This is a genomic window from Streptomyces sp. DH12 (assembly GCF_020873895.1).
Lineage (GTDB): Bacteria > Actinomycetota > Actinomycetes > Streptomycetales > Streptomycetaceae > Streptomyces.
Map to the genome: position 1 here is coordinate 108,490 of NZ_JAHWGT010000015.1, position 22,186 is coordinate 130,675.

Annotated in this window: 25 protein-coding genes; 11 read left to right on the forward strand and 14 right to left on the reverse strand. The window is 76.3% G+C overall.

Annotation, left to right across the window (positions count from 1 at the left end; genetic code table 11):
• Window positions 1–449 precede the first annotated feature (449 nt).
• The gene (locus LPA54_RS16110) at window positions 450–824 is read left to right on the forward strand and encodes a hypothetical protein (RefSeq protein ID WP_228978185.1); all 375 of its coding nucleotides are present in this window, start codon (window positions 450–452) and stop codon (window positions 822–824) included.
• Between the two features lie 209 nt (window positions 825–1,033).
• On the opposite strand, the gene LPA54_RS16115 is transcribed toward LPA54_RS16110, so the two are convergent.
• From LPA54_RS16115 to LPA54_RS16125, 3 genes are all read right to left on the reverse strand, one after another.
• Window positions 1,034–1,297, reverse strand: coding sequence for an SCO5918 family protein (locus tag LPA54_RS16115; protein WP_228978186.1), 264 nt, complete (start codon window positions 1,295–1,297; stop codon window positions 1,034–1,036).
• 93 nt (window positions 1,298–1,390) lie between these two features.
• Window positions 1,391–2,887 carry a DEAD/DEAH box helicase gene (locus tag LPA54_RS16120; RefSeq protein ID WP_228978188.1) on the reverse strand — a complete coding sequence of 499 codons (1,497 nt, stop codon included), beginning with the start codon at window positions 2,885–2,887 and terminating at the stop codon, window positions 1,391–1,393.
• A gap of 149 nt (window positions 2,888–3,036) precedes the next feature.
• Window positions 3,037–3,240 (reverse strand): cold-shock protein, encoded by a 204-nt coding sequence (locus LPA54_RS16125; protein WP_010468045.1) that lies wholly within the window; start codon window positions 3,238–3,240, stop codon window positions 3,037–3,039.
• 358 nt (window positions 3,241–3,598) lie between these two features.
• On the opposite strand from LPA54_RS16125, the gene LPA54_RS16130 reads away from it, so the two are divergent.
• Entirely contained in the window at window positions 3,599–4,003 is a 405-nt protein-coding gene (locus LPA54_RS16130; RefSeq protein ID WP_228978189.1) for a helix-turn-helix domain-containing protein, read from the forward strand.
• Window positions 4,004–4,191: 188 nt separating this feature from the next.
• Here the strand turns inward: LPA54_RS16130 and LPA54_RS16135 are convergent, their stop codons facing one another.
• Entirely contained in the window at window positions 4,192–4,557 is a 366-nt protein-coding gene (locus LPA54_RS16135) for a hypothetical protein (RefSeq protein ID WP_228978191.1), read from the reverse strand.
• 304 nt (window positions 4,558–4,861) lie between these two features.
• Between LPA54_RS16135 and LPA54_RS16140 the strand changes: the two genes are divergently transcribed.
• A complete protein-coding gene (locus LPA54_RS16140; RefSeq protein WP_228978192.1) occupies window positions 4,862–5,158 on the forward strand; it encodes a hypothetical protein in 297 nt (98 codons plus the stop codon).
• 154 nt (window positions 5,159–5,312) lie between these two features.
• Here the strand turns inward: LPA54_RS16140 and LPA54_RS16145 are convergent, their stop codons facing one another.
• The 4 genes from LPA54_RS16145 to LPA54_RS16160 all read right to left on the reverse strand — a co-directional run bounded on the left by LPA54_RS16145 (window position 5,313) and on the right by LPA54_RS16160 (window position 9,478).
• Window positions 5,313–5,957 carry a fasciclin domain-containing protein gene (locus tag LPA54_RS16145; protein WP_228978194.1) on the reverse strand — a complete coding sequence of 215 codons (645 nt, stop codon included), beginning with the start codon at window positions 5,955–5,957 and terminating at the stop codon, window positions 5,313–5,315.
• A 185-nt stretch (window positions 5,958–6,142) separates the two neighbouring features.
• Window positions 6,143–7,774, reverse strand: a complete 1,632-nt coding sequence (locus LPA54_RS16150; RefSeq protein ID WP_228978197.1) for a molybdopterin-dependent oxidoreductase — start codon at window positions 7,772–7,774, stop codon at window positions 6,143–6,145.
• 382 nt (window positions 7,775–8,156) lie between these two features.
• Complete coding sequence (locus tag LPA54_RS16155; protein ID WP_228978199.1) at window positions 8,157–8,894, reverse strand: anti-sigma factor; 738 nt, start codon at window positions 8,892–8,894, stop codon at window positions 8,157–8,159.
• Window positions 8,891–9,478 (reverse strand): sigma-70 family RNA polymerase sigma factor, encoded by a 588-nt coding sequence (locus tag LPA54_RS16160; protein WP_228978201.1) that lies wholly within the window; start codon window positions 9,476–9,478, stop codon window positions 8,891–8,893. The genes LPA54_RS16155 and LPA54_RS16160 overlap by 4 nt, the downstream gene beginning before the upstream one ends.
• A 539-nt stretch (window positions 9,479–10,017) precedes the next feature.
• Between LPA54_RS16160 and LPA54_RS16165 the strand changes: the two genes are divergently transcribed.
• Together LPA54_RS16165 and LPA54_RS16170 are read left to right on the forward strand one after the other, a co-directional pair.
• Window positions 10,018–11,028, forward strand: a complete 1,011-nt coding sequence (locus LPA54_RS16165; RefSeq protein WP_228978332.1) for a tetratricopeptide repeat protein — start codon at window positions 10,018–10,020, stop codon at window positions 11,026–11,028.
• Window positions 11,025–12,323, forward strand: coding sequence for a polyprenyl synthetase family protein (locus LPA54_RS16170; protein WP_228978203.1), 1,299 nt, complete (start codon window positions 11,025–11,027; stop codon window positions 12,321–12,323). Before LPA54_RS16165 ends, LPA54_RS16170 begins: the two co-directional genes overlap by 4 nt.
• 77 nt (window positions 12,324–12,400) lie before the next feature.
• On the opposite strand, the gene LPA54_RS16175 is transcribed toward LPA54_RS16170, so the two are convergent.
• A complete protein-coding gene (locus LPA54_RS16175) occupies window positions 12,401–12,847 on the reverse strand; it encodes an archease (RefSeq protein WP_228978205.1) in 447 nt (148 codons plus the stop codon).
• Between the two features lie 486 nt (window positions 12,848–13,333).
• Here LPA54_RS16175 and LPA54_RS16180 point away from each other — a divergent pair, with 486 nt between their 5' ends.
• Entirely contained in the window at window positions 13,334–13,609 is a 276-nt protein-coding gene (locus tag LPA54_RS16180) for a hypothetical protein (RefSeq protein WP_228978208.1), read from the forward strand.
• Window positions 13,610–13,853: 244 nt separating this feature from the next.
• Here LPA54_RS16180 and LPA54_RS16185 read toward each other — a convergent pair whose 3' ends face one another.
• Complete coding sequence (locus tag LPA54_RS16185) at window positions 13,854–15,047, reverse strand: RICIN domain-containing protein (RefSeq protein WP_228978209.1); 1,194 nt, start codon at window positions 15,045–15,047, stop codon at window positions 13,854–13,856.
• Between the two features lie 156 nt (window positions 15,048–15,203).
• On the opposite strand from LPA54_RS16185, the gene LPA54_RS16190 reads away from it, so the two are divergent.
• Together LPA54_RS16190 and LPA54_RS16195 are read left to right on the forward strand one after the other, a co-directional pair.
• Complete coding sequence (locus LPA54_RS16190) at window positions 15,204–15,569, forward strand: PH domain-containing protein (protein WP_058945005.1); 366 nt, start codon at window positions 15,204–15,206, stop codon at window positions 15,567–15,569.
• A gap of 145 nt (window positions 15,570–15,714) precedes the next feature.
• A complete protein-coding gene (locus LPA54_RS16195) occupies window positions 15,715–16,140 on the forward strand; it encodes a MerR family transcriptional regulator (RefSeq protein WP_228978211.1) in 426 nt (141 codons plus the stop codon).
• 108 nt (window positions 16,141–16,248) lie between these two features.
• Here the strand turns inward: LPA54_RS16195 and LPA54_RS16200 are convergent, their stop codons facing one another.
• The 4 genes from LPA54_RS16200 to htpX all read right to left on the reverse strand — a co-directional run bounded on the left by LPA54_RS16200 (window position 16,249) and on the right by htpX (window position 19,363).
• Complete coding sequence (locus tag LPA54_RS16200) at window positions 16,249–16,731, reverse strand: hypothetical protein (RefSeq protein ID WP_228978213.1); 483 nt, start codon at window positions 16,729–16,731, stop codon at window positions 16,249–16,251.
• Between the two features lie 155 nt (window positions 16,732–16,886).
• The gene (locus LPA54_RS16205; protein ID WP_228978215.1) at window positions 16,887–17,693 is read right to left on the reverse strand and encodes a VOC family protein; all 807 of its coding nucleotides are present in this window, start codon (window positions 17,691–17,693) and stop codon (window positions 16,887–16,889) included.
• 109 nt (window positions 17,694–17,802) lie between these two features.
• Complete coding sequence (locus LPA54_RS16210; RefSeq protein ID WP_228978217.1) at window positions 17,803–18,387, reverse strand: hypothetical protein; 585 nt, start codon at window positions 18,385–18,387, stop codon at window positions 17,803–17,805.
• Window positions 18,388–18,403: 16 nt separating this feature from the next.
• On the reverse strand, window positions 18,404–19,363 hold the full coding sequence (gene htpX, locus LPA54_RS16215) for a zinc metalloprotease HtpX (RefSeq protein WP_228978219.1): 960 nt from the start codon (window positions 19,361–19,363) through the stop codon (window positions 18,404–18,406).
• A 270-nt stretch (window positions 19,364–19,633) separates the two neighbouring features.
• On the opposite strand from htpX, the gene LPA54_RS16220 reads away from it, so the two are divergent.
• The 3 genes from LPA54_RS16220 (at window position 19,634) to LPA54_RS16230 (ending at window position 22,072) form a co-directional block, all read left to right on the forward strand.
• A complete protein-coding gene (locus LPA54_RS16220) occupies window positions 19,634–20,119 on the forward strand; it encodes a hypothetical protein (protein WP_228978221.1) in 486 nt (161 codons plus the stop codon).
• Between the two features lie 78 nt (window positions 20,120–20,197).
• Window positions 20,198–20,764 (forward strand): toxin, encoded by a 567-nt coding sequence (locus tag LPA54_RS16225; RefSeq protein ID WP_228978223.1) that lies wholly within the window; start codon window positions 20,198–20,200, stop codon window positions 20,762–20,764.
• 99 nt (window positions 20,765–20,863) lie between these two features.
• On the forward strand, window positions 20,864–22,072 hold the full coding sequence (locus LPA54_RS16230) for an MAB_1171c family putative transporter (protein WP_228978224.1): 1,209 nt from the start codon (window positions 20,864–20,866) through the stop codon (window positions 22,070–22,072).
• Window positions 22,073–22,186: the final 114 nt, after the last annotated feature.

Below are 22,186 nucleotides of genomic sequence, written 5' to 3' on the forward strand. Positions count from 1 at the left end.
CGGAAGTCCACCCGTACGCACCAGTCCCGGCCTCCCCGGGGCCCCGAGGCGGCCGTGCCGCCTCCTGAGGGCCGGGTGAGCGGCGGGTACGGAGCCGGGGTCGGGTCCGGGGCCGAGGGGCGCGGCGGGCGCGGGGCACGCGGGCGGGCGGCCCGCCGGGTCGCGCGGTGGGCGCGGTGCGGTGCGGTGGGCGCGGTGCGGGACGGGTTGCGGGTCGCGTGGGAGTCGGCGGCGGCTCGGCGTTCCCGCCTGCCCTGCCCGACGGTCGTACGCGCCTCCGGGGCTCAAACCGCCTATCTGGGCGCGGTGTTGCGGCGGTCGGGGAAAGGGGCGCGCGGCACGCCGGGCGGGTGGTGGCGGGGCGCGCGGGGCGGTGTTCCGGTCGGTCGGGCGGAGCCGGGACGGGTCCGGGGGCACCACTTCGGCGCCGGGGATTGTAGGTTCGGGGCATGACGAAGCCTGATGCACTGCTCGTGAACGTCGCGGCCACCGTGGAAACGGAGCAGTCCAATCAGATGTCCCTCACCGTCGTGGTCAACGGTGCGGTCATCACCGGGCGGCTCGCGCCCGAGGCCGCGTGGCGGGAGCGGGTGGCGGAGGTCCTGCGGGACTCGGAGCGACTCGGCGCGTTCGCCGCGGGGTTCGAGTCGCCGCCGGAGGAGGCGCGTCCCGACCGGGACGCGGCACCCACGCACCTGCACTTCCACGTGGCGCGGATCCTCCAGGGCACGCTGGGGATCCCGGAGACGGGCGGGATGTACCGCGTGGCCATCGCGGACGTGAACGCCTGGACGGTGGGTGACTTCAGCTACACGGACGACTGACGCGGTCGGGGGCGGCCGGGATCCGGCCGCCCCCGCCACGACTCGTCCCGCGCGTCCCGCCCGCGCGGCACGGCGCGCTCCGTCCGGCGCGTCACGTGCCGCACGTGCCGTTCCGTACCGCGCGTACTGCTCCGTACCGTTTCGTTCCGTCGTGCCGGTCGGCCGGCTCTCGCCGGGCCGGGCCGGTACTCCGGCGTGCGTGCCGCCGGTCAGCCCAGCGGGTCGGCGGCGGGCGCCGGGGCGTGTGTCACGCAGGTGAAGCCGAGGCGCCGCAGTGCGCGGGTCACCTCGGCGGCGGTGAAGTCGCGCCGGTCCTGCCGGGTGATCACCTCACCGACCTGCTTGACCGGGTAGGTGTGGTCGCCGATGACCGCGCAGGGCCCCACGGCGGGCTCGGGCGTGACGCCGGCCATCAGCGTCTGCACCTCGCTCTGGACGAAGTCGAAGGGGAAGCTGGCGATCACACAGCGCATGGCGGCCTCGCAGGGTCGTGTCGTCGGTCGGTGGACGGATCGGGACGTCCGGTGGGGTGCGCGGCGGCGTGTGTGGGGCGCCGCCGCGCGGGGTCACCGCTGCGGGCCCGCCGCGCCGCGCGCCGGGCGGCGGCCCCGCCGTGCCCCGCCGCGTCGTCCGCGGCCTGCGGCGGGCTTGGCCGCCGTGGCCGGTGCGGGGGTGGGGACCGTGACGGTGACCGGTATGCCGGTGGGCGTGCGGGCGCCGGTGATGCGGGTCAGTTCGGCCTCGCCGGAGCGGACGGCGGTGGTGCGCGGCTTGATGCCGGCGTGCGCCATGAGGCGGTCGACGTCGCGCCGCTGGTGCGGCAGGACCAGCGTGACGACGCTGCCGGACTCGCCGGCGCGGGCGGTGCGGCCGCCGCGGTGCAGGTAGTCCTTGTGGTCGCCGGGCGGGTCGACGTTGACGACGAGGTCGAGGTCGTCGACGTGGATGCCGCGGGCGGCGACGTTCGTCGCGACGAGCACCGACACCTGGCCCTCCTTGAACTGGGCGAGGGTCCTGGTGCGCTGCGGCTGGCTCTTGCCGCCGTGCAGCGCGGAGGCCCGCACGCCGCTCTTGAGGAGGTGCTTGGTGAACCGGTCGACGCCGTGCTTGGTGTCCAGGAACATGATCACGCGACCGTCGCGGGCGGCGATCTCGGTCGCCGTCGCGTTCTTGTCGGTGTCGTGGACGTGCAGGACGTGGTGCTCCATCGAGGTGACCACGCCGGCCGACGGGTCCACGGAGTGGACGACGGGGTCGGTGAGGTAGCGGCGCACCAGCGCGTCGACGTTGCGGTCGAGGGTGGCGGAGAAGAGCAACCGCTGCCCGTCGGGCCTGGTCTGGTCGATCAGGCCGGTGATCTGCGGCAGGAAGCCCATGTCCGTCATCTGGTCGGCCTCGTCGAGGACGGTGACGCTGACGTCGTCCAGCTGGCAGTCGCCGCGCGAGACGAGGTCCTTCAGCCGGCCGGGGGTGGCGACGAGGACGTCCGTGCCGCCGCGCAGGGCGGAGGACTGCCGGCCGATCGACACGCCGCCGACGACGGTCGCCTGGCGCAGGCCGAGCGCGCGGGCGTACGGGGCGAGCGCGTCGGTGACCTGCTGGGCCAGTTCCCGTGTGGGGACGAGGACCAGGGCCGACGGCCGGCGGGGTTCGGCGCGGGTCCCGGCGAGCCGGCCGAGGAGGGCCAGCCCGAAGGCGAGGGTCTTGCCGGAGCCGGTACGGCCGCGGCCGAGGACGTCGCGGCCCGCCAGGGAGTTGGGGAGGGTCGCCGCCTGGATGGGGAACGGGGCGGTCACCCCTTCGGCTTCGAGCGCCCGCAGCATCGGCGCGGGCAGGCCGAGGTCGGCGAAGGACTCGACGGGCGGCAGCGGCGGCGTGTGGGTGACGGGCATGGCGAAATCGCCGGGCGGGGGCGGGGTGGAGCGGTTCCCGCCCCGGGTCCGCGCGCCTTTCGCGCCCTTCGGACCGCTGTCCGTCCGATCGTTCCGCGCGCGGCCGGCGGATGCCGGTGCCGCCTGGCGGGTTCCCGGGTGATTGCCCCGGGAACGGGGGGTACGGGCCATGGAGACATTCCTCAAACAGGGGATCGAGGAATTCACGGCCCTCGATTCAGCCGGGCGGGCGGCACGCCGAGCCGAACGGCGGCGCCGGGGAACGGCGCGGGGCCCGCACCCATGGTGCGGGCCCCGGCGGCGTCGTAACGCCTACGTCGTCAGGCGGGGAGGATGTTCTCCGCCTGCGGGCCCTTCTGGCCCTGCGTGACGTCGAAGGTGACCTTCTGGCCTTCCTGCAGCTCGCGGAAGCCGGAGGTCGCGATGTTGGAGTAGTGGGCGAACACGTCAGCGCCGCCACCGTCCTGCTGGATGAAGCCGAAGCCCTTTTCAGCGTTGAACCACTTCACGACACCAGTAGCCATGATTTTCTCCTCAGGGGATATTCGGACCCACACCGTGTGAGCCGCGCGTCGCCGCGATGATTACCCCGTCCGGAAGAACCGGCCACACAAAAGTGCTCCTCCGCCCGTGGGGGGCGGGGGGGCACATGAAGCTCTGGGAACCACAACTGCAACTCCTTCGAGGCTAGCACGGCATTGCCGTACCCACCCATAATTCCTGGCGCCGAATTCTCTATGGGAGAAAAGCTGCCGCCGCCCCGCCCGCGAATCTGTATCGGCCGGAATAGACATTCGGCACCGGTGGCGGATACGGTGCCCGCGTGAGGGGGGTGCCGTCCCGGTGGCCGCCCGGCACGACGCCCCGAGACGAAAGGCGCGCATGGCTCCAGGAGCGCGACGCAGCACCCCCGCCGACAACCTCGACGACGACGACTACCCCGCGTACAGCATGGGGCGCGCAGCGGAGCTGATCGGGACGACCCCGGCCTTCCTCCGCGCGCTCGGGGAGGCGGGGCTCATCACACCTCCGCGGTCCGGCGGCGGGCACCGCCGGTACTCGCGGCGCCAACTGCGGGTCGCCGCCCGCGCGCGGGAGCTGGTGGACCAGGGCACGCCCATCGAGGCGGCGTGCCGGATCATCATCCTGGAGGACGACCTGGCGGAGGCCCTGCGCATCAACGACGAACTCCGACGGGACGGCCCCGAGGAGACCGCGCCGGGTGACGGCCCGGCGCCCGGTGACGACGGCTCCGGGGCGGGCGAGGGCTCCGGGGCGGGCGGCTGAGCCGGGGCCCCGGACCGGCGGTCGGGCGGCGCGGGCGGTCGAACCGGCACGGGTGACGGAGCCGGCGCGGGCGGTTGAGCCGGCGCGGGCGTCGGGCCGGTCCGGGCCGGTCGGGTCGGCCCGGACCGGTCGGCGAGTGTCGGTCGGCGACGTGTCGAGGCGGGCGGTGGCGGGTCGGAGGGGTGCCGTCAGACCCGCTGGTCGCTGTGGCCGCAGAGCCACGCCAGCGCGTCGTGCACGCCCCGCACGTAGTCGCGTGTGTCGTGCGGGCACGCCGGGTCGTCGAGCAGGACCGCCGCGGCGTCCGCCTCCGCCGTCAGCCGCCACACGTCGGGCACCTCGCGCGCCCGCAGGCCCGTGATGGGCCCCTGCGGTTCGCGGGCCAGCGCCCACCGGTACGCCTCCGCCGCGCCCTCCCGCAGGGCGCGGGGCCGCTCCTGGAGCGCCCGGCCGCCGCGGGCGCCCCGCCCGGTGGCCTCCGCGGCGAGGCTGCGGTACGCCGACTCGACCTCGTCGACGCGGCGGACACCGATCCGGGGACTTTCCGTTCGCACCGCATGGCGCGTCGTCATACGCGTACACCCCATCCTCCGTGCTTCCCACTCTCTCCTTCTCCGGGTCCCCGCCATCGCCCCGGATATGTGCGCCGACGCGCCGCGGGGACGTGCGGACGGCCCCGGACCGGGGCGGGCGTCACCCGTTCGGGTCGACGGGCTCCGTCGACGCGCGCATGGTGGTTGCAAGGACCCAGGCACGCCCCCGGCTCCACCGGGACCCGCCCGAGAGGCCCCGACCAGGGCCCGACCGGCGCCGCGTCCCGGGCCACGGCGTGTTCGGCACGGCGAAAGGGGCGCGGCCATGACCGGCTGGGCATCGTGGACGACGGTCAACGTGATCGCGGGGACCGGGGGCGTCCGCACGGACGAGCTGGGCGTCCTCACCGGGGACCTCACCGTGCACACCACCTGGTACGGCACCGAGGCGGACGTCGCCGTCCAGTACAGCGGCGGCTCGGAGTGGTACACGATGACCGGCAGCCCGGTCCCGTGCCACTCCGAGGAGGAGAGCCGTTCCCTGCACCAGACGGTGGTGGAGGCGGTGCAGGAGGGCCACGGCGCCGTCGTGACGCGCCTGAAGCAGACCCGGCCGGGTTGACCGGGTTGACGGCGTCGGCGCGCGGAGGGGCCCCGCGGCGCGGGGCGGGCGCCGCGGGGCCCCGGTCGGGGGCGCCGGTGCGGGGGAGGCCGGTGTGGGGCCCCGGTCGGGGGCGACGGTGCGGGGGGAGGCCGGTGCCGGGGGGCCGGTCAGGTCACTTCGGCATCAGGACCGTGTCGACGATGTACACGGTGGCGTTGGCGGTCCGCACGTTGCCGCAGACGACCTTCGACGTGTCGTTCACCGTGTACGACTCGCCCGATCCGGAGGTGGTGAGCCGGCCCTTCTGAAGGGTCTCGAAGGAGCCGTCCCCCAGCTGCTGCGGGGTGAGCCGCTCGCCGACGACGTGGTACGTGAGGATGTTCGTCAGCATGTCCTTGTCGGCGAGGACCTTGTCGAGGTCGGCCTTGGGGATTTTCGCGAAGGCGTCGTCGGTGGGTGCGAAGACGGTGATGTCCTGCGCGTTGTTGAGGGTGTCGACCAGGCCCGCCTTCTGTACGGCGGCGACCAGCGTCGACAGCGCCGGGTTGTTGGACGCGGCCGTGGCGACCGGGTCCTGCGCCATGCCCTCGAAGCTGCCCGCGCCGTCCGCCGGGACGGTGGCGCAGGCGGGCCCGAACGGACCGGCCGCCGCCTGCGACGCCGACGGCCGGTCCTGGGCGCCGGCGGCAGCGGAGGACTCCTTGGCGGCCGGGGCGCCGTCGCCGCCGGACTCCGCGCAGGCGGTGAGCGCGAACGGCAGGACGGCCGCGGTGGCGAGGGCGACGGCGGTGCGGCGGACGCGCGGGGTGGTGTTCATGGGGTCTCGGTCTCCTGGGTGTCGGTGTGTCCGGGTTGTGGGTCCGGTTGTGGGTCCGGGCTGGGGCTGGGTCGTGGGTCCGGGTGCGGTGCTGGGCTGGGGGTCCGGTTGTGGGTCCGGGCTGGGGCTGGGTCGTGGGTCCGGGTGCGGTGCTGGGCTGGGGGCGCGGGGCCGGGGCGGGGGGCCTACGGGGCGGTGACCGTGACGAAGACGCCGTGGCGGCCGCTCGCCCCGTCGGGGACGGTCCTCGTGCGGCGTTCCGTCTGGACGGCGCCCGTGCCGTCGGTGGCGCGGACGGTGAGGGTGTGGCCGCCGGGGGTGGCCCGCCACGGGAAGGACCACTGCCGCCAGGTGTCGACCGTGCCCTCGGCGGCCAACCGGGCCTCCTGCCACGGGCCGTCGTCCACCCGTACCTCCACCCGCCGGATCCCGCGGCGCTGCGCCCAGGCGACGCCCGCGACCATGACGACCCCGGCGGCGGGGCGCGAGAAGGGCCTGGGCGTGTCGATGCGGCTCTGCGTCTTCACCGGCGCCCTGCGGGCCCACTTCCGGCGGACCCAGTACGCGTCGTGGGCGGCGAAGGTGGTGAGCTCGATCTCCTCGATCCACTTGCAGGCGGAGACGTACCCGTAGAGGCCCGGTACGACCATGCGGACGGGGAAGCCGCGCTCGAAGGGGAGCGGTTCGCCGTTCATCCCGACGGCGAGGAGGGCGTCGCGGCCGTCCATGACGTCCTCGACCGGTGTGCCGATCGTCATGCCGTCGACGGAACGGGCGACGAGCTGGTCCGCGCGGCCCCCCTGCGAGGGCGGTCGCACGCCCGCCTCGCGCAGCAGCTCGGCGAGCGGGACGCCGAGCCAGCGGGCGGTACCCACGTACGGGCCGCCGACCTCGTTGGAGACGCAGGTCAGCGTGGCGTACCGCTCGGTCAGCGGCCTCGCCAGGAGCTCGGCGAAGGTGTACGTGCGGGGGCGCGTCACGCCTTCGCCGTGGAGGCGCAGCCGCCAACCGGAGACGTCCACCTCCGGGACGACGAGCGCGGTGTCGACGCGGTAGAAGTCCGCGGCCGGGGTCGTGAACGGGCTGACGCCCGGGACGCGGACGGCGACCCCGGCCGGCAGCGGAGGCGCCGGGGAGGCGGGGGGCGGCAGGCGCAGCGCCTCGCGCGAGGCGGCGGCGGCCTGGCCGCGACGGCCGGCGAGGGCCCGGCCGGACGCACCCGCCGCCACCGCCCCGACCGTCGTGGCACCGGCCGCCACGAGGAAACCGCGCCTGCTCCCGGCGGTGGTGGCGCTGCCGGCAGGGGCGCTGCCGGTACGGGCGCTGTCGGACGCGGGGTCGGGGCCGGGGTCGGTCGGCTGGAGGCCAGGGGTGGCGCGGGTGGCCAGGAAGTGCAGGACGGCGGCCCCGACGGCGGCGGCCACCAGGGACGGCAGCGCGTCGGCGGGTCCCCCGCTGTCGGGGCGGCCGAGCGCCGCGGCGGCGCCCACGGCTCCGAAGAGCAGCACGCCCGCCGTGCCGAGGCGCCGGTGGCGCAGCGCGAGCACGCCGACGAGTACGGCGCACAGCGCGAGCACGGCGAGGATGCCGGCCTGGAGGGCCAGCTTGTCGGACTCCCCGAACGCGCGGATCGCCCAGTCCTTCACCGCCGCCGGCGTGCGGTCGATCGCCGCACCGCCCACGACGGTGACGGGCCCGGCCGCGGGGCGGACGGCGGCGGCCGTCGGTTCGGCCGCCGCGAGGGCGGCGAAGCCGGCCGGCAGTCCGCAGGCCGCGCCGAGCGCGGTGCGGCCGAGGGTCCGTCGGAGGTTCGTCACACCCCTTGTTCGGAGCGGGGCGCCCGGCGGATGGGTGTGCCATCCGATCGGGTGACGGAGGCCTCCCAGCCGCCGCAGGGCGCCGGGGTACGCCATGCGTCCCGCCGCCCGTGCCCGCGCCGCCTGGCCGCCGGTGCGGCGCACCCGCCCGTACCGCCTGGCCGCCCGTGCCTCCTGACTGCCGAGCTGAGCCCTGGTACGGGGCCCTGGGAGAGGCGCGTACGGCGGCGGGGGCGCGTACCGCGGCGGGCGCGTAGGGCGGCCGGGGAGAGCGCGTACGGGGCGGGGAGCGCGTATCGCGGCGGGCGCGTACGGCGGCGGCGGGGGCGGTGCCCCCGGTGGGGCGCCGCCCCCGCCGGGGTGGTGCGAGGGCCCGCCGCCGTCAGGACGGCAGGGTCATGACGGCCAGCGGCTCGGTGGTCGGCCGCGGTGAGCCGCCGGACGGTTCCACCGTGACGCCCATGCCGGTGGCCCCCGCGACCCGGCCGTCCATGACGGTCGCGTCGTCGCGGACGAGCCCCGCGGGGCGCATCCGGTCCCCGTCGGCGAACCACAGCTGGTAGGCGCGGCCCTCGGGCAGCTCCGGCAGCCCGGACGCCAGGAACACGGCGCGGTCCTCGGCACGGGAGACGACGACAGTGGCCCGGGCCCCGCCGCCCAGGGTGCCGGTCGCCGTCCGGGCATCCGGCGCGGCCAGCACCCGGGCCAGCTCCGCGGCCCTCCGCTGGGCGCCCTCCGCCCGCACCTCCGCCTGCCGGGCCTCCTGGTACTGCCAGACGGCCACGCCGCCGAACGCCGCGGCCGCCGCCACGCACGCCGCCAGGACCAGCCGCGGCAGCGCCCGCCGCCGGCCCGGCGCGCGGCCGGGCACGGACGGCGGCACGTGCGGCGGGAGCTGGCGTACCGTCCGGATCCCGTCGAGGACCCTCGCCCGCAGGGCGGGAGGCGGCGCGGCGGCGACGGCCGTGCCCAGGCGGGCGGCCGTCGCGGTCAGCCCGCGGACCTCCTGGGCGCAGGCGGGGCACTCGCGCAGGTGGCGCTCGAACGCCTCCCGCTCGTCCGGCGGCAGGGCGTCCAGCGCGTACGCCCCGGTCGGCGCGTGCAGGTGCTCCTCACTCATGCGTCCACTCCCATGCAGTCCCGCAGCCGGATCAGCCCGTCGCGCAGCCGCGTCTTGACCGTGCCCAGCGGCGCGGCGAGGAAGGCGGCGACCTCGCCGTACGTGTAGCCCTGGTAGTACGCCAGGGTGACGGCCTGCCGCTGCAGCTCGGTCAGCGACCCGAGGCAGCGGCGCACCTGCTCGCTCTCCAACCGCACCGCCACCTCCTCGCTGACGTGGTCGTACGGGGGCGTCGCCGCGGCCCGGGCCGTACGGTCGTCCCGGTCCGTGGCCGCCTGCTCCGCGCGGACCCGGTCCACGGCGCGGCGGTGCGCGACGGTCATGACCCAGGCGGACACGGACCCCCGCTCCGGCGCGTAGCGGGCGGCGGAGCGCCACACCTCCAGCATGACCTCCTGCGCGACCTCCTCGGACTGGGCCGGGTCGCGCAGGACCCGCAGGACCAGCCCGTACACCGGGCCGGCGGTCGCGTCGTACAGCGCGGCGAACGCCTCCTGGTCGCCGTCGGCCGTCCGGCCCAGCAGCTCCGCCAGGTCGGGGCCCCCGGGCCGGACGCCCGTCCCCGCGCGCGCGGCGCCGTTCATCCGGCACCTCCCGCGCGGCGACGGCCCCCGGGACGGTCCTCGAAAGGGCCCCCGGGGCGGTCCTCGGGGCCAGGGGGGATGTCGTGGCCGCCCATACGCAACCCTTCCACGTGACACGGAACGCTTCTTTCGGACCATTCGGAGCCACCCCCGCCCCGGATGGGTACGGATCCCCCGGCCCGGCCCCCAACCCGCGGCCTCCGTCCGCCGGGCGCGCCGGCGCTCTCCGCCCGACGGCCGCGGGGTCCGTCGGAAGTACCCCTCCGGCCCGTCCCGATACGTCGCGGTGACGAGGGGCGCGCACCCGTGTAGCACTCAGGTATGAGCCCTGACCAGCGCGGAGGGGGACTCGTGGAACCTCCCCGCGCTCCTACCGTCTTGACCCGTAAGGAACGCAGAGGGAAACGGGTGTGACAGTGGGTCAGACGACGCAGACGACGCAGGCGGCGCCGACGGCGGCAGGGCGGCGCGGGGCGGGGGCGGCCGGCGGGCCGCGGGGGAAGGCGTTCGCGCCCGAGTACCAGGGGGCGCTCGGGTCGCTGTCCGTGAACTCCTCCCTCACCGAGGTGCTGGAGAAGGGCGCGCGGGAGCTGCGCGCCGCCGAGGCGGCCGGCGATCTGCGGGAGGTGGCGCGCTGCGGGCTCGCGGTGGCGGAGGCGTGCCGGCGGCTCGGGCGGATCGAGGAGGCCGACCGGGCCTGGAAGGCCGGCTACCGGGCCGCGCGGGAGGCGGGCGACGTCGCGGCCATGGCCTGGGCGATGTGGAGCGGCGGCACGCTCGCCCGCCAGCGGGGCTCCCTCGCGCTGGCGTACCGGCTGCTGCGGCTCGCGGCCGAGCTGGGCGAGCGCGGCGGGGACGTCGTCGTGCGCGGCTACTCCCTCGCGGGGCTCGCCGAGACCGGCCGGATACAGGGCGACTACCAGGCCGTCGGCGAGCTGCACGAGCAGCTCCTCGCGGAGGCCCGCCGCCGGGGCGAGGCCCGGCACACCGTGTGGGCGCTGGAGGGCATCGCGCAGATGCACCGCAACACCGGCTCGTACGACAGGGCCCTGGAGCTGTTCGAGGAGGCCGCCGAGACGGCCGGCCGGGCCGACGACCGGCGCGGCCGGGCGTGGGCGCTGCGCGGCATAGCCGACGTCGTCTCCGTACGCGACGGGGACGTGGAGCGGGCGCTCGCGCTGCTCTCCGAGGCCGAGGTCGCGTGCCGCGAGATGGAGCTGTCGAGCGCGCTCGCCTACAACCACAAGATGCGCGGCAACGTCCTGTACCGGGCCGGGCGGTACGCCGAGGCGCGGGACACGTACGCGGGGGCGCTGGAGGAGTTCCGGGCCATGGACGAGCCGCGCGGCACGGCGCTGTCCCGGCTCGGGCTCGCCAAGGCCCTCGCCCGGCTCGGCCGCGACACCGCGGAGACCGCCGCCGAACTGGCCGCACTGCGCGACACACTGAACCGCATCGGGCTGCGCCACGCCCGCGACATGGTGGAGAAGGCGGCCGCCGAACTGGGCGTCGGACCACTGCCGTCCGGCGAGGAGGAGACCCGGCGATGACCTCCGTACCGCTGACCGCATCGGCCCGCACGGCACCCTCGGCACCCCTCCCGCCCACCACCGCACGGCGGGACGGGGGTGGGAGCGGGGCCGGGGGCCGGAGTGGGGCCGGGGCGTACGCGGACGCGGTCGGCGCGGCGGACGCCTCGGGTCCCGCGGACGCCACGTGTGCCACGGCTGCCACGGCTGCCACGGACGATTCGGGTGCCGCGGGTGTTCTGGCGCGCTGCCGTGCGCTCGTGCGGCCCGCCCTCGCCGACGCCGTGGGCGGGCTCCACCCCTGGACCGGGGAGATGGCCGCGTTCTCGCTCGGCTGGAGCGACGCGGCCGGCACGCCCGACCCGGGGGCGTCGGAGGGCAAGGGCGTGCGGCAGGCCCTCGCCGTGCTGGGCGCGGAGGCCGCCGGAGCCGACGGGCGCGTCGCGGTGGCCGGCGCGGTCGCGGTGGAGCTCGTGCACGCGTTCTCGCTGCTGCACGACGACATCATGGACGGCGACGCGATGCGCCGGCAGCGCGAGACGGTGTGGAAGGCGTACGGCACCGGGCCCGCCGTCCTCGCCGGCGACGCCCTGTTCGCGCTCGCCGTGCAGTCCCTCGCCGAGGCGCCCGGCGAGCACACCCGGGCCGCGGTGCGCCGCCTGTGCGACACCCTCACCGACCTGGTGCGCGGTCAGGCGGAGGACCTCTGCTTCGAGGACCGGCCGTGGACCGGGCCGGACGCGGTACGGCCCGACGAGTACCGCGCCATGGCCGAGCACAAGACGGGTGCCCTCCTGGGCTGCGCCGCCGCGCTGGGCGCGCTCCTCGGCGGGGCGCCCGAGGCGACCGTCACCGCGCTGGACCGGGCCGGCCGGCACCTGGGCGTGGCGTTCCAGGCGGTCGACGACCTGCTGGGGATCTGGGGCGACCCCGCCGTGACGGGCAAGCCGGTCCACGGCGACCTGCGGCGCCGCAAGAAGACGTACCCCGTGCTGTCCGCGCTCGCCGCCGCCGGCCCCGCCGCCCGCGAACTGGCCGCCCTCCTGGAGACCCCGGCCGGCGGCGCCGCCGGCGACGGCCCCGACGCGGCCGGTACGCGGACGGCCGGTGCCCACGGGGACGGTGCGCACGGGGACGGCGTCGCCGCGCGCGCCGCCGAGCTGGTGGAGCGGGCCGGCGGGCGCGCCGCGACCCTGGAGGAGGCCCGCCACCACCTCTCCGCGGCCCGCGCCTGCCTGCACGGGGCACCCCTCGCCCCGGGCGCGACCCGCGACCTCGACGCCCTGGTGGACTTCCTCCTGCACCGCGCGGTGTGAGCCCGCACGCGCCCAGCCCCGCCCCGGTGCGCGGCCGGGGCGGGGCGGGGCGCGTCGAGGGCCGGGGCCTGGGGCCGTCAGACGTCCACCGCCACGGCGCAGGACCAGCCGTGCGGGCCGGGGCCCATGCGGAGCACGTGCCACGACACGGCGCTCGGTACCGCCCCGGTGATCGGCACCCCGCGCAGCGCCGCCACGGCGAGCCGGACGTCCAGGCCGTCGTCGGTCGTCTCCACCTCGACGTCCACGGGCACCTCGCCGAACTCGTCCACCCGGAACACCACCTCGTCCAGGAGGTCGGCCAGCAGGTCGTCGTCGCCGACCTCCTCCAGCCGCACCCTGCGCACCGCGTCCGCGTGGGCCGCCGACACGTCGGCGAACGACTCCACCAGGGCGAGCACCGCCTCCCCGAGGCACTGCTCCCGGCTGTCGCCCCACGCCTCGATGCGCACGTCGGCCGTGTGCGGCAGCGCCCGGTGGCCGCCGCCTCCGCCGGAGCGCGGTACGGGTACCTCACCGTTCATGGCGACCGCCCGGGCGCGCCGTCGGCCCTGCGTGCGCGCTCGGCCCCGGCCGCGCGGTGGGCGCCGCGCGGGCGGCCGGGGCCGGGGGGCCGTGCGCGCCGGTCGGGGCGCGGCGGGGCGGGGCGGTGGCGCGGTCGTCGGACGGGACGTTCCTGGGTGCGATGCCGGGAGCCATGGGCCCGCAGTACCCCTGGGGGGTCCGGCCATGCCGGATGGGGGCGGAAAAATCATGGTCTGAGGTGATGCACGTCACTCGATCGGAGTTATCCTGGCGCCGGACCCGTGAGTCGGACGGAACTCCGGCCGGGGCGGGCCGCTTCCGGCGGGAGGCGGCGGCTCCCGCCGGGTGCCCGGCCCCGCGGTCCGCCCCGCCCCGGCCCCGGGCCCCTCCTCCCCGGGTACGGGGCCCGTGCCTTCCGGGCGGGCGGTGCCGTTGTCGTTGACGACGCGCCGCCCGCGCGTCGCCGACGACCCGGAGGAGCCCCCGTGAGCAGCCGCAGCATCCGCAGCATCCGCAGGACCAGCCGTCTCGTCACCGGAGCCGCTCTCGGCGCCGCCGCCGCGCTGGCCGGGGCCGGCGCCGGTACCGCCCACGCCGACGCGACGGCGCAGGCCGCCGGCAGCGAGTCCATCCCGCTGGGCACCGCCGGGTCGGCCCTGCTCGGCCACGCCGGCACCGTGACCGGCGCCGGCACGAACGGCGCCACCACGTACGCGCAGGGCCTGGGCCAGCTCACCGGGGTCGCCGGCGGCATGCGGTGACGGCGCGGCGCGGTCACCCGCGGTGCGACGAAGCGGGGTGACGGCGCTACGGCGTGGCGGACCGGCCGCGCGACCGCCCGGTGGCCGCCCCGCCCGGCGACCGCGCCGCCCGGTGACCGCACCGCCGGGTGACCGGGCCGCCGGGTGAGGCCGCCGGGTGACCGCCCCGCCGGGTGAGGCCGCCGGGTGACCGCCCCGCCGGGTGACCGCCCACCCGGTGACCGCACCGGTGCGTGCCCGGTGTCTACCCGACGGGTTGCAGCGTCCAGACGGGCGGCGCGGCCGGATCGGCGGCCTGGAGGCTCAGCGGAGCGCCGTTCTCCGGGCCGGCCGGGGCCAGCGCCAGCCCGGACCCCTTGAGCGTGAAGCCGTGCGTGGTCGCGTCGGCGGACGCGGCCGGCAGCCAGCGCTGGGCGTCGCCGGCGACGCAGGGCCGCTGGACGACGGCGGCGCCCGCGCCGACCGGCTCGGTCGGCTGGAGGCACAGCCCCGAGTGGCCCGCCTTGATCTGCACGTGGCCGTCGCCCAGGTCCTCCACGAGCCACTGCTGGTTGGCCTGGGCGTGCCGCTCCCACGCGATGACCGGGGCGCCGTCGGTGGTCGCGGCCGCCGACACGTCGGCGGCCCGGCCGGTCGCCGCGTCGAACAGGACGAACCGGCCCGTCGGGACCGGCGGCCGCGACTCCGTCGCGGAGGGGGACGGCGTGGGGGGCGGCCCGGGCGTGGCCGGCGGCGCGGTCGCGGCGCCGGACCCGGCGGTCGCCGTACCGGCCGCGACGGGCGCGGGATCGCCCTCGCCGCCGCCGAGCAGGGCCCCGATCCCCAGCCCGAGGACGGCGCACGCGGCGATGGCCGCACCGACGAGGACCGTCCGCGACGGCCCCCGGCGACGGGCGCCCCCGGGCGCGCCGCGGGGCGCGGTCCGGGGCGGGCGCCCGTCGACGACGCGGGGCAGGGGCCGCGTCGACTCCGCCGGCGGCGGCCCGTACCCACCCGGTCCGACCGGCGGGACCGGCCCGCCGTGCGTGGGGACGGGCGGGAGGAGCCGGGTCGCGTCGGACCCCGACACGTCGTGAGCGGGTGTGGGGCGCAGGACCTGCGTCGCGTCGGATGCGGAGGCGTCGTACGCCGGGGTGGGCGGCAGGAGCTGCGTCGCGTCGGAGGGGTCGTACGACGGTGCGCCGTACCCCGGTACGTCGTACGGCGGTGCCTCGTACGGCGGTGCGTCGTGGTGGCCCGGTGCCCCGTACTCCGGTACGTCGTACTCCGGTGTCCCGGGCCCCGGCACCCCGTACCCCGGTACCTCGTACCCCGGGGCCTCGTACCCCGGTGCGTCGGGGCCCGGCCACGGGTGGGGGGTGGCGGTCGGCGGAAGGTACTGCGTCGCCTCCGGGTCCCAGGTCCGCGGGTCGCCGCTGTCCGGTCGGTCGTCCACCATGCTCCTCAACCCATGCAAACCCATGCCGTGGCCCATGCCGTGGCCCGTGCCGCGCCGAGTCCGTCGGCGCCGGCCCCGGCCCGCGCCGTCGGGCCTCGCGCCGTCCGGCGACGGTACAGTGCGACGATCGTACGAATCGATCCACGGGGGGTTTCCATGGCACTGTTCGGCAACGCGCACACCGTCGACCCGGCGAGCGCCCAGCAGGAGTACGCGCGGCTCTTCGGTCCCGACGAGCGGGTGTACGCCGCGTTCCTGCTCATCCGCGACACGATCCTGTTCACCGACCGCCGACTGATCATGGTCGACAAGCAGGGCATCACCGGCAAGAAGGTCGAGTACCACTCGATCCCGTACCGCAGCATCACGCACTTCGCGGTCGAGACGGCCGGCACCTTCGACCTCGACGCCGAACTGAAGATCTGGATCTCCGGCAGCCCCACGCCCGTCCAGAAGACCTTCACCAAGGGCGTCGACATCTACGAGGTGCAGGCGATCCTCACCCAGTTCGTCGCCCGTTAGGCCGCCCGGGGCGCCCCCACCCGGGGGAGAAGCCCCGTGGCCGTCCGGCGCGCGGCTCGCCGGTGCACGGTTCCCGGCGGTCCGCGTACGTACTCTGGCCGTCCAGCGTGAACGCGTGGACGGCGACGAGTAGGCGGGCGCGGTGATGGCGGACGAGCAGCGGTGGCACATGAGGATCGGCGAGGTGGCCGAGCGGACCGGGCTGCCGCTGCGCAGCATCCGCCACTACGAGGACGCGGGCCTGGTGGCCCCGTCCGCGCGCACCAGGGGAGGGCTGAACCTGTACACCCCGGCCGACGTGGAACGGCTCAGGGCCGTGCGCCGCATGCGGCGGCTGGACTTCACGCTGGACGAGATGCGCGAACTGCTGCGCATCGTCGACCGGCTCGCGGCGGTCGACGACCCGCCCGCGGACGAGGAGCTGGACGGGCTGCGGACGCGCCTGGAGACGTACCGGCGGACCGTCGACACCCGGTGCGCGGTCCTCGGCGCCCGGCTGCGCGAGGCGGAGGACTTCGCGGCGACCCTGCGCACCGTCGCCGACCACCTCGAACGCCATCGCGTCGGCTGACGACGACCGCCGCGCGCCGCAGCGCCGGCCGACGCCCACGACCGCCGCGACGCTGTCGGCGTCGGCCCCCGAGGACGCCGACGCCGACGCGGAGGACCACCCCGGGTGTCAGCCCAGGGTCATCGCGCGGGCCGTGCTCACCGTGATGCCGTCCGACGCCCCACCGGCGCCCGTCGGCGTCCCGTCACCCGACTGCGGCACGCTCGCCATCTCCACCCGGACGATCACCCCGTCACCCGCCCGGAAGACACCCGGGCCGTCCGCCGCGACCGTGTCGGTGCGGGCGTGCCGCACGCCGTCGCAGACCTGCGGCTCCGGCACCCGGGTCACCGTCGAGTTCGTCCCGCTGGTCCGGTCCTCCAGCCGCACGGCGAGGCGCACGGACCCGGCGGCCGTCGGGCACTGGTAGCTGTAGGTCACCTGCGCGGCGCGCCCCGACGCCGTCGCGACGGCCGTCTCGACGCGCACCTGGCCGCCCTGCGGCAGCGCGGCCCCCGTCAGCGCCAGCGCGCACACGGCGGCCGCCCCGGCCGTGCCGGTGCTCCTGGCCCACCGCCTGCGCGCCGCGGGCATACCGGTCGTTCCCCTCATCACGATCTCCTTTCGCCTGTGCGGCGGAATGTACCGATATGAGGGGGTGTCGATGGGGATGGCGGCGTCGGTCGGTCACCCGTTCGGCGCCGGGCCGGTGATGGCCCGCCTGGCGGGCGCCGACCCGCCGGGCGGGGCCGGTACCGCGGCCCCGGTCAGCTGTCGGCGGTGAGGGCGGGCATCTCGCCCTCCGTCCTGGCCACGTCGATCAGCGAGAACGCCGCACCCTGCGGGTCGAGCAGCGCCGCGAACCGGCCGAACGGGCTGTCCATCGGCCCGAAGACGACCTTCCCGCCGTGCGTGGTGGCCCGGCCGATCGCCGCGTCGACGTCGTCGACGGTGAAGTAGACGTTGACGTACGGCGACACCTCGGCCGGGAAGTCGCCGTCCATCAGCATCCGGCCCAGCACGGGCGCGTCGTCGAGCTCGAAGACCTTGAAGTCCATGTGGTCGTCCTCCAGCCGCTTCACCGTGAAGGGGAAGACGGCGGGGAAGAAGGCGTCGGACGCCGCGACGTCCCGCGTGTAGACCTCCGCCCAGCAGTAGGCGCCCGGCACGGCCCGCGCCTCGAAGCCCTCGTGCGTGCCGGCCTGCCAGACCCCGAAGGTGACGCCCCCGGGGTCGCGGGCCAGCAGCATCGAACCGAAGTCGCCGACGGCCATGGGCTCCATGAGCACCTCGCCGCCGTTCTCGCGAACCTTGCGCGCGGTCGCCTCGACGTCCGGCGAGGCGAGGTACAGGCACCAGGCGGGCGGCGGGGTCCCGCCGTCCTGCCCCGGCATCGGCGGGGCGACGGCGGCGACGGCCCGGCCGTCCGCGTACGCCTGGACGTAGTCGCCGTACTCCGTCTGCGCGTGGCCGAACGTCCAGCCCAGCACGTCGGCGTAGAAGCGCTTGGCGCCCTCGACGTCGGTGAACATCGCGTCGGCCCAGCAGGGCATGCCCTCGGGTTGCACAGCCATGGCGGCCTCCTCGTGGTGCGCGTGCGCGGCGGTCCCCCGATTGCCACGGTAGCCACCGGCCGGACCGGGCGCGCGCGGAAGGGACGGGGCGGCGCCGGGCGGACCGCGGTCAGTCCAGGCCCGGGGCGCCCCAGACGGGGAACCACCGGCCGAGGTCCGCCTCCACGCGCAGCTCGTCCGCCAGCACGCCCCGCACCCGGAGCTCCAGCGCGGTGTCCCGCCGCTCCCCCACCAGCGGCGCGAAGGGGTAGAAGGACCCGCGTTTGTACAGGTACACGAGCGCCAGGCGCCGCCCGTCCCGCGGGGCGCGGAAGCCGACGAGGGAGCAGAGCAGGTGCGTCCCGAACCCGGCGTCCCGCAGCAGCGTGTTGACCGCGTGCAGGTCCGTGACCAGGGCGGGCAGCGCGTCGGGCGGGTGCCGGGCCAGCAGCCAGCCGTACCCGTACGCGTCGCGGCTCGGCTCCACGGGCAGGCCGCCCCGCCCGGTGTCCGCGTCCAGCAGCTCCCGCACCTCGTCGCGGACCCGCGCGAACGCCCCGCCCTCCACCCCGGCGAAGCAGACGGACCCGTTGCCCGTGGGGGCGAAGCCCGTCGCCGCCTCCAGCGTCAGCGCCGCACCGGGCAGGGCGAACAGCCGGTCCAGGTCGGGCCGCGCCGGCCGGGAGCGGCCCAGCAGCACGTCGAGGAAGCCCATGCCCGCCGCCCCGCGCCTACCGGCCCAGCCGGTCGGAGATCCGCGCCAACTGGTCGAGGCGCTGGTCGAGCGGAGGGTGCGAGGCGAGCAGCCGCCCGAGGCTCTGCCGCGAGGAGAACGCCGGCGCGAACCAGAAGGCGTTGTACGGCTCCGCCCGGCGCAGGTCCCGGGTGGGGATCTGCCCCATCTGGCCGGTCACCTTCGTCAGCGCGGCGGCCAGCGCGGAGGGGCGCCCGGTCAGCAGCGCGGCGGCCCGGTCGGCGGAGAGTTCGCGGTACCGGGACAGCAGCCTCGTCAGCAGGAACCCCACCGCGTACACGACGGCGCTCACCACCGGCACCAGCAGCACGGCCACGGCGGCGCCCCCGTCACGGCCCTGCCCGCCCCGCCCGAAGCCGCCCCACAGCGCGACCCGCGCCATGGCCCCGGCGACCACGCCCAGGAACGCCGCGACCGTCATCACCACCACGTCCCGGTGGGCGACGTGGGACAGCTCGTGCGCGAGGACGCCCTCCAGCTCCTCCGGTTCCAGCCGCCGCAGGAGGCCGGTGGTGACACAGACCAGCGCGGTGTCCCGGCTGCGGCCGGTCGCGAACGCGTTCGGCACGTCGGTGTCGGCGACCGCCACCCGCGGTTTCGGCATGTCGGCGAGGGCGCAGACGCGGTCGACGGCCCCGTGCAGCTGCGGCGCCTGCTCCGCCGCCACCTCGCGGGCCCCCATGCCGTACGCGGCAAGTCGGTCCGCGAAGAAGAACTGGGCGACGAAGAGCGCGCCCGCGATCGCCACGACCACCGGCCACGAGCCGCGCAGGAACACCACCAGCAGCCCGACGACCACCACGTACAGCAGCCCGATCAGGAACATGGTGGTCACCATGCGGGCGGTCAGGCCCCGGTCGGCGACGTACCGGGAACGGCCGTGGCCGCGGCTCCCGTCCTGGCTCCCGCCGCGGCTCGTGCTCCGGGACGCTGACATGGCACGCCTCTTCTCCTCGCGCCGGCACCCCCTCGTGGTGGTTCTTCCCTTCTGCGCGCTCTGTGATGCGCCTGGCCCGGCGCGCGCGAGGTCCACCACGGACAAGGGACTCCCCTCGTGGCCCCCTGTCCGTGTTTTTTCGAGTTAACAGTGACGTAGAGTGTTTGCGCAAGCCCGATCCGCTCCTGAACCGCCCGGGGCGGGGTCGGTACAGTACGGGCCCGTTGACTTGACCGCGCAGGCGCGGCGGACGCGAACGTGGGGACCGGGATGGACGACGGCAACGGCGGGGAGCACACGGCACCCGAGCTGAGAACGCTCCAGCAGAAGGTCGCCTACATGGTGGAGAGGACCTTCCCCGGCCAGAAGGTCTCGGGGCGGGCCTTCTCCGAGCTCGTCAGGGAGCGCGGCGGCGCCCTCTCGCACAGCTACTTCTCCAACATCCTCGCGGGCAAGGTCACCCACCCGTCGGAGGAGATCCTCAAGGCGCTCGGCCTCGGCTTCGGCGTGGACTGGCGGTTCTTCAAGGAGGAGTCGGAGGTCGTCGACGACGTCGTGGCCGGCCTCCAGTTCCTCGCCAGACGGCGCACCGGCGAGATCAGCGGCGTCGCCGGCCGGGGCGTCGACGACGCCGGTCTCCCCGCCGAACTCCTGGAGTTCGCGCTCTCCCTCCTCCAGGAGGCGCAGCAGGACGGCCCGGCCGCCGGCAGCCCCGCCCAGGGCCCCGCCCCCACCCCCGAACAAGGGGCCCACTGACGAACGCGCGCGCCCACCGCGTTCGTTAAACTCGCCGATCGCAGGTCACACCCGCGTGACTCCGATCAAGAGGTCCCCATGTCCCAGCGGTCCATGCGCGCACTGCGGAGAGAGTGCGAGGCCGGACTGGCCGACCTCCCCATCCCCGCGCCGTTCGGCATACCCGAGCTGGTCGCGAACATGGAGGCGGCCCGCGGCCGCCGCATCGTCCTCCAGGAGCTCCCCGAACGCCTCGCCCGCGTCAACTCCGCCTGCGGGCTGCGCCTGAAGTCCGGCGACACGAGCTTCGTCCTCTACCGCCGCCGGCCCACCACGTACCAGACCCAGCACGTGATCCTGCACGAGCTGTGCCACGAGTGGTTCGACCACGGCACCTCCCTCGACGCCGAACGGCTCCGCCGACTGCTGCCCGTCTTCGACACCTCGCTGATCGACCGGGTCATGTCGTCCGGCACCACCGTCCAGGCCCGCGCCCAGTACGACACGCACGACGAGCGCGTCGCCGAGTTCGGCGCCTCGCTGATCCCCCGGATGGCACGGGAGGTGCCCGGCGACGACATGGTGGACCGGCTGGCCGACTCCCTGTCCAGGCCGGTCGCCCACCGCCGCAGGGGGCTCTTCCGCAGGGGCCCCTTCCGGCCCTGACGCCGCCGGCCCCCCGATGCCGTCACCCACCCGACGCCGCCGCCCGCGCCCGCACGCAGCCGCCCGCACCCCGCACCCGAGCCCCCGCGAGGACCCGCATTGAGCCCCCTTGACCTGGCCGGCTACCTCATAGCCGGGCTGATGACCGCCGTCGCGCTGTGGCGGATGCCGGCGGCCCTCTGGGGCGACGAGGAGGACCGGCGCCGCCGCGCCCTGTGGGGCTGCTACGCCGGGTTCGCCGCAGCCCTGTGGACCAAGACCCACATCGTGCGCACCGCCCTCAACAACAGCCCCGTCGTCGACCTCGCGGTGCTCATCAAGCACTACACGGCGACCGTCGCCATCCTTGCCATCCTCGGGTACATCGTCGCCATCTACGGCACCTATCCGGAAGGCGGGCCCGTACCGCGCCACGTGCGCTTCGCCCGGCTCGTGCAGCGGCTGGCGGCCAAGGCGTCGGTCGCGACGCTCGTCCTGCTGACGGTCCTGTTCTTCACCGTCGTCGACCGGTCCGTCCCCTCCGACCGCTTCGTCTCCGACCACGCCGGCCAGTGGGGCGCCACGCTCTACATGAGCGTCTTCTACCTGTACCTCGGCGCCGCCTCCGCCGTCTGCGCCTACCAGTGGGCGCTCGCCACGGCCGGCGCCCGGCTGCGGCACCTGCGGGTCGGGCTCGGCATGATGACGGCCGCGATGTTCATCGGCGTCGGCTACACCGTCAGCCGCACCCTGTTCCTGTGGATCAGTGTCGCCGCCGAGCCGTCGGCCGGCTTCGCCACCGCCTTCGACAAGGCGACGGAAGCCGCGCAGGTCCTGCTGTTCGCGCTCTTCGCGGTCGGCGCGTCCATCCCCGCGTTCGGCACCGGATGGCGGCGGGCACGGCTGTGGCGGGCCCAGGCCGCGCTGCACCCGCTCTGGCGCGAGCTGATGACCGCCTTCCCCGACCAGCCGTTCGCCCCGCCCGCCTCGCTGGCCCGCGAACTGACCCGCTTCGGCACCCCCGCCGACCTCCGCGTCGACCGGTGGGCGGCGGACATCGCCGACGCGGTGGAGAAACTCCGCCACTACGCCCCCGACGGCCTGCTGCGCGCCGCCCGCGAGGCGGCGGGCTCCGCCGGGCCGGAGGCCGACGCGTACTGGATCAAGGCGGCGCTCGCGGCGAAGGCGTCCGGCGCCCCCGCCGGCGCCGCCGCCGACTTCGAGACCCGTCAGGCCGCCGACCAGGACGGCGAGGTCGCCTGGCTCGTACGCGTCGCCGAGGCATACCGGTCCGTCCCGGAGGACGGCGCCCGGCGGTTGCTGGCGTGAGCACCACCGCCACGCGGGCCCCGGCCCGGGGGCACGGCCCCGGGGTGCGCGGGGTCGGTGCGGTCGGGTTCGGTGCGTCGGGGTCGGGGTCGGTGGCGCGGGTCGGTGGGGGCG